This is a genomic window from Bacteroides pyogenes, assembly GCF_014196225.1.
In the GTDB taxonomy this organism is placed as follows: domain Bacteria; phylum Bacteroidota; class Bacteroidia; order Bacteroidales; family Bacteroidaceae; genus Bacteroides; species Bacteroides pyogenes_A.
Map to the genome: position 1 here is coordinate 71,318 of NZ_JACIDI010000013.1, position 14,856 is coordinate 86,173.

10 protein-coding genes are annotated in these 14,856 nt (G+C 52.3%); 2 read left to right on the forward strand and 8 right to left on the reverse strand.

The features are described 5' to 3' along the window. The first annotated feature begins 32 nt into the window (after positions 1-32). Positions 33-1,109, forward strand: a complete 1,077-nt coding sequence (aroC, locus tag GGR07_RS09620) for a chorismate synthase (protein WP_034543372.1) — start codon at positions 33-35, stop codon at positions 1,107-1,109. A gap of 117 nt (positions 1,110-1,226) precedes the next feature. Then, the gene (locus GGR07_RS09625; RefSeq protein WP_034543390.1) at positions 1,227-2,585 is read left to right on the forward strand and encodes a dipeptidase; all 1,359 of its coding nucleotides are present in this window, start codon (positions 1,227-1,229) and stop codon (positions 2,583-2,585) included. A 274-nt stretch (positions 2,586-2,859) separates the two neighbouring features. Here the strand turns inward: GGR07_RS09625 and GGR07_RS09630 are convergent, their stop codons facing one another. The 8 genes from GGR07_RS09630 to GGR07_RS09670 all read right to left on the reverse strand — a co-directional run bounded on the left by GGR07_RS09630 (position 2,860) and on the right by GGR07_RS09670 (position 14,732). Beyond that, a complete protein-coding gene (locus GGR07_RS09630) occupies positions 2,860-5,250 on the reverse strand; it encodes a DNA topoisomerase 3 (RefSeq protein ID WP_395955428.1) in 2,391 nt (796 codons plus the stop codon). A gap of 204 nt (positions 5,251-5,454) precedes the next feature. Further along, on the reverse strand, positions 5,455-5,967 hold the full coding sequence (locus GGR07_RS09635; RefSeq protein WP_021646559.1) for an HU family DNA-binding protein: 513 nt from the start codon (positions 5,965-5,967) through the stop codon (positions 5,455-5,457). A gap of 223 nt (positions 5,968-6,190) precedes the next feature. After that, positions 6,191-6,550 (reverse strand): hypothetical protein, encoded by a 360-nt coding sequence (locus GGR07_RS09640; RefSeq protein WP_034543370.1) that lies wholly within the window; start codon positions 6,548-6,550, stop codon positions 6,191-6,193. 42 nt (positions 6,551-6,592) lie between these two features. After that, on the reverse strand, positions 6,593-8,974 hold the full coding sequence (locus GGR07_RS13920) for a hypothetical protein (RefSeq protein ID WP_256680569.1): 2,382 nt from the start codon (positions 8,972-8,974) through the stop codon (positions 6,593-6,595). A gap of 645 nt (positions 8,975-9,619) precedes the next feature. Continuing rightward, a complete protein-coding gene (gene scpA / locus GGR07_RS09655) occupies positions 9,620-11,764 on the reverse strand; it encodes a methylmalonyl-CoA mutase (RefSeq protein WP_122056515.1) in 2,145 nt (714 codons plus the stop codon). 17 nt (positions 11,765-11,781) lie between these two features. Continuing rightward, positions 11,782-13,680 (reverse strand): methylmalonyl-CoA mutase small subunit, encoded by a 1,899-nt coding sequence (gene mutA, locus GGR07_RS09660; RefSeq protein ID WP_122056514.1) that lies wholly within the window; start codon positions 13,678-13,680, stop codon positions 11,782-11,784. Positions 13,681-13,774: 94 nt separating this feature from the next. Further along, positions 13,775-14,020, reverse strand: a complete 246-nt coding sequence (locus GGR07_RS09665; protein ID WP_034544045.1) for a hypothetical protein — start codon at positions 14,018-14,020, stop codon at positions 13,775-13,777. 70 nt (positions 14,021-14,090) lie between these two features. Next, the gene (locus tag GGR07_RS09670; RefSeq protein WP_034544046.1) at positions 14,091-14,732 is read right to left on the reverse strand and encodes a cytidylate kinase-like family protein; all 642 of its coding nucleotides are present in this window, start codon (positions 14,730-14,732) and stop codon (positions 14,091-14,093) included. Positions 14,733-14,856 lie beyond the last annotated feature (124 nt).

The following is a 14,856-nucleotide window of genomic DNA, read 5'->3' on the forward strand; positions in this document are numbered from 1 at the left end:
TGTATACAATAATGTTTTAAAAAGCCACAACTATGTTTAACTCATTTGGGAATATTTTTCGACTTACAAGCTTTGGGGAGTCGCATGGGAAAGGAATCGGAGGAGTGATTGACGGATTTCCTTCGGGCATTGCCATCGACGAAGAGTTTGTACAACAGGAATTGAACCGGAGACGACCGGGACAATCTATCCTTACCACAGCGCGCAAAGAGCCCGATCAGGTAGAATTCCTCTCCGGTATCTTTGAAGGGAAGTCGACCGGATCCCCCATCGGCTTCATCGTATGGAACAAGAACCAGCACTCTAACGATTACAACAACCTGAAAGAAGTATACCGCCCTTCGCATGCCGACTACACTTATAGCGTGAAATACGGCATACGCGATCATCGCGGAGGAGGTCGCTCGTCGGCGCGTGAAACAATTTCGCGTGTCGTGGCCGGAGCATTGGCAAAACTGGCGCTTCGCCAATTGGGAATCAGCATCACCGCCTACACCTCGCAAGTAGGAGCCATCAAACTGGAAGGAAGCTATTCGGACTATGATCTCGACCTCATCGAAACTAACGACGTACGCTGCCCCGATCCGGTGAAAGCCAAAGAGATGGCCGATCTTATCTATAAGGTGAAAGGTGAGGGAGACACTATCGGCGGTACGCTGACGTGCGTCATCAAAGGATGTCCCATCGGATTGGGGCAACCGGTTTTCGGAAAACTTCAGGCCGCTTTGGCCAATGGAATGCTCACCATCAACGCCGCCAAAGCGTTCGAATACGGCATCGGATTCAAAGGAATCAAGATGAAAGGTTCCGAACAGAACGACGTGTTTTACAACAATAAGGGACGCATTGAAACGCATACAAACAATTCCGGCGGCATACAGGGAGGCATCAGCAACGGCGAAGACATCTATTTCCGCGTGGTATTCAAGCCGATAGCCACCATATTAATGGAGCAGGAAACGGTCAACATCGACGGAGTGGACACTACTCTGAAAGCGCGCGGACGACACGACGCATGCGTGCTGCCAAGAGCCGTGCCCATCGTGGAAGCAATGGCGGCCATCACCATACTCGACTATTATCTGTTAGACAAAACGACGCAATTATAAACAACGGGAAAGCAGTCGGGAAGTCCGCTCCATAAAAGTTCTCTCCCGCCGACACAAGCTGCGGCGGGAAAGTTTATGCCTGACGCCTCCCGGATGCTCTCTATAAAATCAATGAAAATGAACGAAATTCAGAAATACATCGCAGCAAACGAACCCCGATTCATCGAAGATCTATTCAGTCTTATCCGTATTCCCAGCATCAGCGCCTTGCCCGAACATCACAACGATATGCTGGCATGCGCGCAACGCTGGCAAGAGTTATTGCTCGAGGCAGGAGCCGACGAAGCGACGGTAATGCCGTCGAAAGGCAATCCGATCGTATTCGGGCAAAAGATGGTAGACCCGCAAGCCAAGACCGTGCTGGTGTACGCGCATTACGACGTTATGCCCGCCGAGCCTCTGGATTTGTGGAAAAGCCGTCCTTTCGAACCGGAAATAAGAGACGGATACATTTGGGCGCGCGGGGCGGACGATGATAAGGGACAGTCGTTCATTCAGGTAAAAGCTTTCGAATATCTCGTAAAAAACAACTTGCTGAAGAACAATGTAAAGTTCATCTTCGAAGGAGAAGAGGAAATCGGGTCTCCGAGCCTCGAAGCATTCTGCGAAGAGCACAAGGAACTGCTGAAAGCCGACGTTATTCTGGTTTCGGACACCAGCATGCTGGGAGCCGACCTCCCGTCGCTTACTACGGGATTACGCGGATTGGCTTATTGGGAGATAGAGGTCACCGGTCCGAACCGCGACCTTCATTCCGGACATTTCGGCGGAGCGGTAGCCAATCCCATCAACGTGCTCTGCGAAATCATCAGCAAGGTGAAAGACGACGACGGACGAATCACCGTTCCCGGCTTTTACGATGAGGTAGAAGAAGTGCCGCAAGCGGAAAGGGAGATGATTGCCCGCATTCCTTTCGACGAAAAGAAATACAAAGAATCCATCGGTGTGAAAGCCCTTTCCGGTGAAAAGGGATACAGCACGCTCGAACGAAACAGTTGCCGCCCCTCGTTCGACGTTTGCGGTATATGGGGAGGCTATACGGGCGAAGGCTCCAAGACGGTGCTCCCCTCGAAAGCGTATGCCAAAGTCTCTTGTCGTCTGGTTCCGCATCAAGACCATCACAAAATCTCCCGTATGTTTGCCGACTACATTCTCAGCATCGCCCCCGAAAGCGTGCAGGTGAAAGTTACGCCGATGCACGGCGGACAAGGCTACGTCTGCCCCATCTCGCTCCCGGCTTATCAGGCAGCAGAAAAAGGATTCGAGATTGCTTTCGGCAAAAAGCCGCTGGCTGTGAGACGCGGAGGAAGTATTCCCATCATCTCTACGTTCGAACAGGTGTTGGGCATCAAAACCGTACTGATGGGATTCGGTCTCGAATCGGACGCCATCCATTCGCCGAACGAGAACTTCTCACTGGATATTTTCCGCAAAGGAATTGAAGCCGTGATAGAGTTTCATTTGCACTATCGGTAGACGATAAGGGTAAAACCAGCAACGCCATCTACCGGCAAATCAGGGTCTCATTTCCTACTACCGGTAGACAGCAAACATAAACGGAACCCCTTTCTTCTGTACTTGCGGAGGTCTCATTTCCACTACCGGTAGACAACAAACGGGCGTCCGCTCCCCGAAGGAGAATGGTTTACCAAGTTTGATTTGCACTACCGATAAACAACAAACCGATCGTATCTTAGGAATGGGCGACATCGTTTCACGTCTCATTTCCACTACCGGTAAACAACAAACCTTAGGAGAACGGCTTGCGATACGTACAGCCGTTCCTCCACTCGGAGCAGCCATAGGCTGCTTTTCCTTTGATAAGGGTTCCTTTGCCGCATTGCGGACAGGGAGTACCTACCCACTCATCGTCCGCTTTCGGATTCAGTGCATCGGGAACGGCGGTTTGCTTAGTTGCCACTCCTGAAACCGTCACGTTGGGAGCAGCTTCCTGTTCATTTGTCGCTTCCGCATTCAGTACGCCGGAAGCGTTTGCTTGTTCATTTGCCGCTCCCGAAACCGTCACGTTGGGAGCAGCTGTTTTTTTCCTTGTAGAGTTGCCTCTTATTTCTCTTTTCTTCTCCCCTGAGGGTGTCGATTTCCGCTCCCGTTTCTTGGTTGTTTCCGCACTCTTGACTGTTGCATGAGCGGCAGCCTCTTGAATCGTGATCCGGCGATTCGTATTATCCGACAATACACTCATGACGATCTCCGAAACCATCTGCTTGAGTTCTTCCAAGAACTGGCGGGCATCGTATGTCTTCTTCTCGATCTCACGCAGCTTTTTCTCCCAGATACCGGTCAGCTCCGCCGACTTCAACAGCTCTTCGCGAATGAGTTGTATCAGTTCCACCCCTGTGGGTGTGGCGATGAGGTTTTTCCGTTCTTTACGAATATAATTCCGCTTGAACAGCGTTTCGATGATGGCGGCACGCGTGGAAGGACGACCGATTCCGTTCTCTTTCAACGCATCGCGCAACTCGTCGTTATCCACCAGTTTACCCGCCGTTTCCATCGCCCGGAGCAGAGTAGCTTCCGTGTACGGTCTCGGCGGCTGTGTCCATTTCTCGTTCAAATCGGGCAGATGAGGGCCGCTCTCCCCTTTCACGAAGCGAGGCAGGCTGCGTTCCTCTTCCTGTCCCCCGTCTTGCTCCGTATCCGTTTGCTCATGCCCTGCGTTTTGTCCGGACTCTCCCCGTCCGTGCCCCGCTCCTTGCCCGGATTCTCCCTGCCCGCTGGAGAAAACGACCTTCCATCCCGGATGCAGTACTTGTTTCCCTGTCACCTTGAACTCTATTTCTTCCACCTTTCCCATCACGGTGGTGGTAGCAACTTTGCAGTCGGGATAAAACACGGCGATAAACCGGCGAGCTATCAGGTCGAACACCCTGCGCTCCATATCCGTCAGATTCTGCGGATGCACTCCGGTGGGAATAATGGCGTGGTGATCGGTCACTTTCGAATTGTCGAACACCTTTTTCGACTTCAGGAGCTTCCCTCCCGCCAGCGGCGCCGTCAGCGCCTCATAGTCGCGCAGGCCTTTCAGGATGGCGGGACATTTCGGATAGATGTCATCGCTCAGAAACGTGGTATCCACACGCGGATAGGTAGCCACCTTCTTTTCATAAAGCGACTGGATGAGTTTCAACGTCTCGTCTGCCGAATAAGCGAACTTTTTATTGCACTCCACCTGAAGGGAAGTCAGGTCGAACAAACGCGGAGGGTATTCTTTTCCGTCTTTCTTACTGATGCCGGTCACCGTAAAAGGCAATTCCCTGATACGTTCCACCAATGCTTCGCCTTCCTCACGTCCGGCGATAGGGTCGATACCGGGATTGTCGATTTTCTTCTTTCCGCCGTTTTTCTCTTCCTCCGCCGCTATCTCCTCGTCGCTCTTGCGTATCAAAGCCGAAAAGACCGTGTCGCGGTACGTCGTCTTCAACTCCCAATATTGCTTGGGGCGGAAGTTTTCGATTTCCAACTGCCTGTTCACGATGAGTGCGAGCGTAGGCGTCTGTACCCTTCCGATGGAAAGTACCTGCCTGTTCTGCCCGTACTTCACGGTGTAAAGCCTCGTAGCGTTCATCCCCAGCAGCCAGTCGCCCACCGCTCTTGAAAGCCCTGCCTCGTACAAAGACTGAAACTCGTTCTGGTCTTTCAGTTTGGCAAATCCTTCGCGGATTGCCTCTTCGGTAAGCGAAGAAATCCACAGGCGCTTCACCGGACAGCGCGCGCCCGCCTTTTGCATCACCCAACGCTGAATCAACTCTCCCTCTTGCCCGGCATCGCCGCAATTGATTATCTCGTCGGCCTGTTGCATCAGGCTCTCGATGATGCGGAACTGCTTCTCGTAAGTGGGGTTGCTGATAAGCTTGATACCGAAACGGGGCGGAATCATCGGCAGGCTGCCCAAGTTCCACGACTTCCATGTCGGCGTATATTCGTGCGGCTCTTTAAGCGTACAGAGATGACCGAACGTCCAAGTCACCCGGTATCCGTTTCCTTCGATATATCCCTCCTTCCGGTCGCGGGCGCCGAGCACTTCGGCTATATCACGTGCCACAGAGGGCTTTTCGGCTATGCAAACTATCATCTTCCTTTCTGTTTTTACTGCTGACTGTCGGTTGCAAAGGTACATCATTTATTTTGTACCGCCTCCATCGGAGGGGGATAAAAAGCCGGTGCACAGGGAGAAAACACCCCCTTATGGAGAGAAAAGGAAAACGCTCCGCTTGCGGAGCCGGGACGGCATCCCCATAGGTGCCTCGGCCACCGTATCGCTCCCCCCCTGAGCGATGCTTCTCGTGTCGGCAGGCTGCCTGTCATACCGCCCCGGCATTTCCCGTCAGCCCGCCGGATCAGGAGCCTCGCCGCCGGGTGTGCTTCCCCCCGGCGTGCCTTCTCCGCCCGGCGATGTTCCCGAAGTTCCACTGTCCGGATTCGGTTTAGCCGTTTTCCCCTGCCATTCGGTGAAACTGATGTTCCCCACCAAGGCGCGGGTGTAGCCCGCCCCCAAGTCCCGCCGTTCACGGGCGGGGGTGAAACGTACGCGAATGCTTGTAAACAAGTCCGCGCTCACGTCCTCGGCGCGATCCACCGTCTTGCCCACCACGCCCGTGTAGCGAAACGAGCCCAGCCCATCGAGGCTCACGCTCCGGCCTTCGGACATGATTTGCGACATCACCTCCGGCAGCGCACGGATAACGGCGTGCACGTCCGCCGGTGATAAGGTACTCTCGCGCGCAATTCGGCGCGCCACTTCCTGCGTGTCGGCGGCTTTCCCCACCGTTACGACTTGAGGATAATACTTCACAGGTTTTCCTTTCATCTGTGCCTTCTGTTTCTTGAAGAATAACATTTGTAATAAATTATTAAAGGTTAGACAATAGCCCGCACACGCTCCCGGACATGCCCCAGACAGCTTCCTGAGGGGGGATTGTCAAAGTAGGACTTTGACCATGCCGAAGTCAGACTTTGACATCGTCGAAGTCGGACTTTGATGTCCTCTAAGTCCGACCTTGGCATTGCCTTTGTCCGAAGCGGGCGGGCGGGATTCTCTTTTTGTAATCATTTATAACTATTCAGGTGTTCTGTTCTCTCTCCGCGAGCAATCGTTGTTTCACGCTAAGGCCCCTGCAAGAAAAGCATATCGCCTTTACCTGTCTCCACGAGCAACGATACTTCCCGCTAAGGGGGCGTGCGCCTTCTTCCTCAGTCTCTCCCCGGCTGCTGGATTCCCTTACGACAGCCTTCCCTCCCCATCCGTCGCTCCCGTGCCAACCCCCTTCGGCATCGGGCGACGATGTTTCTTTTACCCCTCTTGCAGCGGAGAAACGCTCCGTGAAGAAGATGCTCCTCTGCGAAGGAGAAGCCCCTGTGAAACCTCTCTCACCTGCGAAACTCCCCCCTACGGAATGCCCCGCCACGAGCGAGGGGAACATCGACAAATCTCATCGGATAAGACGCCCATGCGCCGTCTTTGCTTATTCATTGGAGAATAGGCGCACGGAGAACCCGTAGTACTTGTAGCCGCCGTAGTTCGCGTTCGCACGGGGCCAGAAGAAGAGTGCGCTCCAAGCGTTGGAACTACCGCCCTCCGTGCCCGACCAATAGTAACTGCTGTGGCCCCGGACATTGAGCGCACCCGAACCGGACACAGCGGCGGGGGAAATATATCCGGCGACAGGGAAGATACGGGTGACGGTCTCGGAAGCACGGGCAGCCCACCAAGCATCATTGCTGATATCACCGATGGGTGTGGAAACCCCGGAGTCGCCCAAGTAAACGCAGTCGACTTTCAGTTGGGCAGTAAGGTTATTGTCGTTGGCAAATGAACCGATTCGGGTGTAGCGGTAAGCGCAACACATACGGTTATCGGTAGCTTTGGGGAATACATTAGGGCCTGAACCTGATGTAGGAGAACCGTCGTTAGGATAACCGGTAGTCGCCTTGAAGCGGATAGCGTAACAGACACCGTTACCATTACTGAAATAAGTGTTCAAATAAGTCTTCTTGATACCACCGAACTCACAAGCCTCGTTAACATTGGTATGAACATAGCCACCGTAGGAAGCGTCACCATTGTAAGAGAAAATACCCGTCCACTCCCAACGGGAAGGCAGGTGATAACCCCGTCCCGCACCGGTAATGAAGAAACTGTCGAAAAAGAGGTTCTTGCCTGCCGGGTTGTATGTGCTTTCGGTCAACCCCCTGCATACATACCAATTGTAATAACCGCTCTGGTCATTGTTATGATTCGTCGCCCAACGGAGCTGCGGGTCGGTCTGGGCAGGGGTGGAAACAGCACCGGGAGGATTGGAAGAATTGAGAAAAGCACCGTACTGGATACCTCCCGCAAGGTTATACTCCGCCACGTAATCCAACGGCAGTTTGCCGATCTGATCCACATTCACTTTCGTGTACAGCCGCCCGGCGCGAACTTCGAGGTATCCTCCCTCGAAGCCGACGCCGTTGGTAATCGCTTGCACGGTGGTATTACTGTTCGCTGCGCCGCCGATGATGCTCGAGCGCAGCCAGCCTCCCCAAGGCACTTCCGTGCCATTGCTGTTGAACGACCGCACGCCGAATCCGCCCGCGACATTGGTCAGCACCTCCACCTTGTTGTCCGTGCTCGTGGCAGTGTGGGCTCCTCTGAGTTTCATCGACGTGCGCGACACGGCAAGGAAGCCTTGATTGTTGAACGTTACGTCGGTGTACGCCTCGTCTATCACGTGCGTCTCGATGGTGAGGGGCGAGCTCTGGTTAGTCAGTATCTCGGGAGCGGTGAAAGCTTCCTCCCACGTTGAGTAGCCCGGCCCCTTCACCTCCTTGATGGTGAATACGTAGCGGTGGTTGCGCAGGATGGGCATGGGCGTGCCCTTGGTAAAGTAGGGAACCGTACCGCCACCCTTCACCCCGTCCCAAGTGAAGTCGATGGGATACCACGTGTTCTGCCCTTTGTAATTACCCCTGAGCACGATGCGCGGGCGGGTGATGCCCAGATAGCTGAGGGCGGAAGGGCCTGAGGCGGACTGTTCGTACAGGTAGTAAGTGTGCGCCTGATGACCCCATTCGATAAATAAGCCGTTAGAGCCATCGCTGCCGGAAGCCGGAGTCAGCCCCGAAGTGGGCAATGTAGGCGAAAGGTAGCCGCTGCCGCCGCTACCTGCATCCAAATCGACACCGTAAGCCGTCGGGGCTACATACACCGCACCGTTCTCAGCCACGTTGTTGAAGAATACCGCATTAATCACAAAGTCCGGCGAGGTCTCCTGATTCACGAAGTCCACCCGCGCCATCGAGCGGATAAGCCCGACCGTGCCGGGGAAGACTTTCGGTACGCCCGCCTCGATCTGGATGCCGCCCGTGGGGGCGTACTCGCCGTACATCGGGATGGTCTTGTCCGGTCCGAACCCGAGGTTGCCGTAACGCCCGGAGGTCTGCACATTCCGCAGGTCGGTGTAGGAAGAGCCGGAAGTACCGGCGGTGATGCCCGCGGCAGTCAGTTCCGTATGGGCATTCACCACCAGTGCCAGGCGAGAGTATTCTCCCGCAGGGATGCTCGTCGTGAGCCTCGCCTCGCCCGGAGTACCCGTGCCGTGAAGCGAAGTAGCCGGAACCGTGAGCATGGCGGCAACACGCTCCGTGCCGGAAACCTTGCGGAACAGCAGCACGTCGATTTCGCTTATCTGCTCCTCATGCACGCCCGCCCGCGTTTCGGAGGCGGAGCGGAAGCCGGGAATCATCAGCGTGAGAGTCGCCTCAGCAGGCGGAGCAGGCGGCGTAGGGAGAGAACCCTTGCCTGAGTCGTCGCTGCAAGACATGGCCAGCAGCACGATACAGATTGCAATGAAATACTGTTTCATGATTCTTGTGTATTTAGGGGGTTAAAAAATAAGTTACGCGAGCAGGGCGCACAAACGCAAACGTCCCCGGCAGGGATGCAGGGATCCCCGCCGAGGACGGCAATATGAGGTGATGTACCCGCGACGGCTTCGCGCGCGCGTACGTCAGGAAAGTCTACTGTGTGTGTGTGTGTGTGTGTGTGTGTGTGTGTGTGTGTGTGTGTGTGTGTGTGTGTGTGTGTGTGTTATACAAATATCCGAAACCGCCAAGCGTAGGCCGTTAAAAGAAGTAAAAAGTTTAGCGTTCGGATACAGAGTCATATACATTATATATTATAGGTATAACATGCTACAAACAACACGCTTCCCTCAGCACACGAGGCAAAAGCCGGAGGCGGGGAAGCACGTACGGGGATAAAGATAAGGATATTTCACCATAGGCATGCCCGTTTTCTCTTTTTTAACACTAATTGTGGGCGGGGAGGAGGAACTCCCCGCCCACAATTAGTTGTCGCGGCACATGCCGACCAAAACTGATGTTTGCCGTAGAGTATGCCTGTCGCCCGGCAATGCCACAGCATTACCGAGCGACTCAGCAAAGATATACGTACGGGGCTCTGCCTGCCGAAGCATTACATTTGGGGCAGAGCGTCCGACGTTGCCCTATTATTCATCCATCAGAATCTCCAGAATCTGGCAGGCTGCTTTAGCCACGGGAGTACCGGGCCCGAAGATGGCAGCCACACCGGCTTTGTACAAGAAATCATAATCTTGTGCAGGAATTACACCGCCGGCAATGACAACGATGTCTTCGCGTCCCAGCTTCTTCAACTCTTCGATAATCTGCGGAACCAGTGTCTTATGTCCGGCAGCCAACGAAGAAACACCGACCACGTGCACGTCGTTCTCCACCGCTTCGCGTGCAGCCTCCGCCGGAGTTTGGAACAACGGGCCCATATCCACGTCGAAACCACAGTCGGCATAACCGGTTGCTACCACTTTCGCGCCACGGTCGTGGCCGTCCTGCCCCATTTTGGCAATCATGATACGAGGCTGACGCCCCTCTTTCTTGGCAAACTTCTCGGTCAGTTCGCACGCGCGCTTGAAAGCGCTGTCGTTTTTACTTTCTGAAGAATACACACCTGATATTGTTCTGATTATTGCTTTATACCGTCCTACCACATCTTCGCAAGCCGAAGATATTTCGCCCAACGTAGCCCGTACATGAGCCGCCTCAACCGCCAGTTCCAGCAAGTTGCCCTTGCCCGTCTTGACGCATTCGGTTATAGCCGCCAGCGCCTTATCCACTTCGGCTTGATTACGTCCTTCTTTCAGACGTTTCAAGTTCTCGATCTGCTCTTTACGAACCGCCGTATTGTCCACCTCAAGAATATCGATCGGGGCCTCTTTCTCCAAACGATACTTGTTCACACCGACAATGGTTTGCGAGCCGCTATCGATACGTGCCTGCGTGCGTGCGGCCGCTTCTTCGATACGCATCTTCGGCAGACCGGTTTCGATGGCTTTGGCCATACCGCCGAGCTTCTCGATTTCCTGAATATGCTCCCAGGCTTTATGCGCCAGTTCGTTGGTCAAAGCCTCTACATAGTAAGAACCTCCCCAAGGATCGACATTCTTGCAGACATACGTTTCTTCCTGAATATAAATCTGCGTATTACGGGCAATACGTGCAGAGAAGTCTGTCGGCAGGGCAATGGCCTCATCCAGCGCATTGGTGTGCAAAGATTGCGTATGTCCCAGAGCGGCAGCCATCGCCTCGATACAGGTACGACCTACGTTGTTGAACGGGTCTTGCTCGGTGAGCGACCAGCCCGAAGTCTGCGAGTGTGTACGCAATGCCAGCGATTTGGGGTTCTTCGGGTTGAACTGCTTCACAATCTTCGCCCACAACATACGCGCGGCACGCATCTTGGCTATTTCCATAAAGTGGTTGGTTCCAATGGCCCAGAAGAAAGACAAACGGGGGGCAAACGCGTCGATGTCGATACCTGCGGCCGTACCGGCACGGAGATATTCAAGCCCGTCGGACAACGTATAAGCCAGCTCGATATCCGCCGTAGCTCCCGCCTCCTGCATGTGATAACCGGAGATAGAGATCGAATTGAATTTAGGCATCTTCTGCGATGTATATTCGAATATATCCGAAATAATCTTCATCGAGAATGCAGGCGGATAGATATAGGTGTTACGAACCATGAATTCTTTTAGAATGTCGTTCTGAATCGTGCCCGCCATTTCTTCGAGCTTAGCGCCTTGCTCCAGACCGGCGTTGATGTAGAAAGCCATTACCGGAAGTACGGCCCCGTTCATTGTCATAGACACGGACATCTTGCTCAAGGGGATACCGTCGAACAAAACCTTCATGTTCTCCAGCGAACAGATAGACACGCCGGCCTTACCCACATCGCCCACCACACGTTCGTGGTCGGGGTCGTATCCGCGGTGAGTAGCCAGATCGAAAGCCACCGACAGACCTTTCTGTCCGGAAGCCAGATTACGGCGATAGAAAGCGTTCGACTCTTCGGCCGTAGAGAATCCGGCATACTGGCGGATGGTCCAGGGACGAAGCGTGTACATTACAGAATACGGACCGCGAAGATAAGGAGGGATACCGGCAGCATAGTCCAGATGCTCCATGCCTTCCAAATCTTCTTTTGTGTAGACAGGCTTCACTTCAATGTGTTCGGGTGTTTTCCAATCTGCGGAAATACCGTTCGCCTTTTGCCATTCAGCCCCGTTAACCGGCTGAAATGCGGCATATATATCGATGTTTTTAAAATCTTTTCTCATCTTGTTGTCGTTTTTAGTTAGCCCAGCAATTTGGCGTTAAACTCTTTCAAAGTATCCAGCACATTGACGCGTACGTGAATGAAATGCTCTATTCCGGCGGCTTTCAACGTTTCCGCACATTCCGGGTTACCGGCCACGATAAACATGGCTCGTCCGTTCAATGCTTTGAAAGCAGGAATGGCGTATTCCGCATATTCATCATCGCTGGAGCAAATCACCACGATATCCGCTTTGGCTGCCATGGCAGCTTCCACACCCGCTTCCACCGTTTCGAAACCGAGATTGTCGACTACCTCGTAACCGGCACAAGCCAGGAAGTTGCATGAATATTGCGCACGAGCCTGTCTCATCGCCAGATTGCCGATGGTAAGCATAAATGCCTTCGGACGCTTGCCCGACATTTCGGTTTCGAGACGCAGCGCTTCAAATTCGCTGGCTGCACGGTCGAATACAAGTGTGGCGACATCTTTCTCGCATGTTTCTTTCCCGCCGCAACAAGCTTTGGGCTCTACCGGACGCTTCTCCCCTGCCTTTTCGTTGAAGTTGGGGAACTGATTGGTTCCCAACAGAATCTCTCGACGCTGGGCCACCGCTTTATGGCGGGCTTTGTTGCTTTCGTTCACAGCCGCCTGAACTGTACCTGCTTTCAATGCCGCATAGAAACCTCCGGCTTCTTCGACCGCAAGGAACAAATCCCATGCCTGCTTGGCAATGGATACTGTCAGGTTTTCGATATAATAAGAACCCGCAGCCGGATCGATCACTTTGTCGAAATGAGATTCTTCTTTCAGCAGAAGCTGCTGATTGCGTGCCAAACGCTCGGAGAACTCGTCCGGAGTAGCGTAGGTTTTATCGAACGGAACCACCGTCATCGAGTCCACACCGCCCAACGCCGCGCTCATCGCTTCGGTTTGCGTGCGGAGCAAATTCACATGCGCGTCGAATAAGGTCAGGTTGAAAGTAGATGTTTCGGCATGAATCGCCATCTTCGAGGCGCAACGGCATTCGCCATCAGGCGACTTGTTTTCACAGTCGCGCAGACATTCGGGATGATAAGCCGAAACAATATTCGCCCACAACATTCGTGCTGCACGGAATTTAGCAATTTCAAGGAAGTAATTGGAACTGATGCCGAAATTGAATTTGATCTTTTTGGCTACCGCAGCGGCAGGAAGACCGGCATCGGTCAGCTGGCTCATATATTCGTTTCCCCACGCCAGCGCATAACCCAATTCCTGAGAAATGTATGCCCCCGCATTATTGAGCGACAAGGCATTCACATTCAGTACCCGATAGAAAGGAAGAGGCTGTATGGCTTCCATCAAAGCTTTTGCAGTCTGCACTATATCCCCTCTCTCTTTGCCACGAGTCAGCATTTTGTTAAAGAAATCGTAGTTCACAGAACCTTTCAGCTTCGTCAGGTCATAATCTTTCCGGTGGAAATAAGCCACCAATAAACCGGCAAGTTCTACCACATGCCCCTGACAGGTAGAAAAATTCAATTCCACACATTCGGGCTGAATATCTTTCAGCAATGTTTCAATGTATTCTGCATTCAACTCTTTCGCTTTCAGGTGAAAAGAGAGCGAATCGATACCCTTATTCAAGATGTCCAATGCCTTGGCGTTAGCTTCTTTAGGAGACTCTACCCTAATCTCCTGACGCACCAGCCACTCATTGTTGTTCTTCTTCGTCCCTCTCAGATACGGAAACTCTCCGGGAAGAGCTTCGGTTGTTTTCAAATCTTCCAAATCTTCCCTGCGGTAGAAAGGTTTTACTTTAAATCCTTCGTTCGTTTTCCAAACGAGTTTCTTCTCATAATCAGCGCCTTTCAAGTCGGCCACCACCTTTTCCATCCACTTTTCGGTAGATACGGAAGGAAAGTCCGAGAAGAGTTTTTCTTTTTTGTCTGCCATAGTTTATTTAAAATTAAAACAAGTTAGTATTGTTTTTATCAGTTTCTATCCTTTTATGCTTGCTAATTGTCTATTATTAGACTTGCAAATATAATTAATAAGTTCGAACGATATTCTTTTTCAGGGAAAAATCGCATCCATAAGTAACATTCTGTCGGAAAGGGGAAATGGGTTGAATGGTACGCACTAACAGGCGGTCATCAAAACGCAGACCTACACAACCATCAGGCATCTCTTGCGTAAATCCGGGCAAAGACATGTATTTCAAACCAGTGGGAGCGATTGCTACCTCTTCCGTTTCCGCAACTCGCTGTTGCATCTGCGACTCATCGAAATTCATACGGAATAAGAAACACAATTATTGATTTTCTGGATATCGAGAACTGATTCCATATAATGCCTGATCATACTTAACGGGCGGTATCAAGCCTCAATTTCTTTATCACAAAATCTTCGAGAAAATCTATCGTCCCCTCAATACCCAAAGAAGAAGAATCGATACATAAGTGATAGGTTGACGCCGCTCCCCAGACGTTATAGCTATAGTAGCTGTAATAGTCCGAACGCTTTTTGTCCGACTTTTCTATCATCTCTTCGGCCGTTTCCACATCTACTCCGTGCATTCGGCAAAGATAGGATACACGTTGCTGCATAGGGGCCGAAACGAAAAGATTGACGCAGCGGGGATGCTCTCTTAGAATGTAATCGGCACAACGCCCTACAAACAGGCAAGATTTTTTCGCCGCCAGATCTCTGATCACATCGCTTTGCACTTTAAACAAAGCGTCGTTGCTCAGGCAATTGGCGGCAGGCAACGCCACCTCATTCAGAAACGGGAAGCGCATTCCAAGCACTCCGCCGACAATTCCCTGAGAAGCTGTTTCGTCGGCTTTCTCAAAAAACTCTTTGCACAATCCGCTTTCTTGGGAAGCCAGATTTATCAGCTCTTTATCGTAAAATCCGATTCCCAGACGGGCAGCCAGTTTCTCGCCTATCTCTCTTCCACCGCTACCCAACTGGCGACCGATATTAATAGCGTAATGTTCGTTCATCGTCCTATCATCTATTTGTTTCACATAGTTAGTCGTCCCTTAAAAACTATATTTCAGCGTGAAGTTTGTAAAAGCGAACTTCACACTGATTTTTTTTATAAGCCACAAAAGAACTCTCATCGCT

Bases quoted from the DNA above. Each gene is read 5' to 3' on its own strand.
- aroC (WP_034543372.1), top strand. From the start codon at position 33: ATGTTTAACTCATTTGGGAATATTTTTCGACTTACAAGCTTTGGGGAG.
- GGR07_RS09625 (WP_034543390.1), top strand. From the start codon at position 1,227: ATGAACGAAATTCAGAAATACATCGCAGCAAACGAACCCCGATTCATC.
- GGR07_RS09630 (WP_395955428.1), bottom strand. From the start codon at position 5,250: ATGATGTACCTTTGCAACCGACAGTCAGCAGTAAAAACAGAAAGGAAG.
- GGR07_RS09635 (WP_021646559.1), bottom strand. From the start codon at position 5,967: ATGTTATTCTTCAAGAAACAGAAGGCACAGATGAAAGGAAAACCTGTG.
- GGR07_RS09640 (WP_034543370.1), bottom strand. From the start codon at position 6,550: ATGTTCCCCTCGCTCGTGGCGGGGCATTCCGTAGGGGGGAGTTTCGCA.
- GGR07_RS13920 (WP_256680569.1), bottom strand. From the start codon at position 8,974: ATGAAACAGTATTTCATTGCAATCTGTATCGTGCTGCTGGCCATGTCT.
- scpA (WP_122056515.1), bottom strand. From the start codon at position 11,764: ATGAGAAAAGATTTTAAAAACATCGATATATATGCCGCATTTCAGCCG.
- mutA (WP_122056514.1), bottom strand. From the start codon at position 13,680: ATGGCAGACAAAAAAGAAAAACTCTTCTCGGACTTTCCTTCCGTATCT.
- GGR07_RS09665 (WP_034544045.1), bottom strand. From the start codon at position 14,020: ATGAATTTCGATGAGTCGCAGATGCAACAGCGAGTTGCGGAAACGGAA.
- GGR07_RS09670 (WP_034544046.1), bottom strand. From the start codon at position 14,732: ATGAACGAACATTACGCTATTAATATCGGTCGCCAGTTGGGTAGCGGT.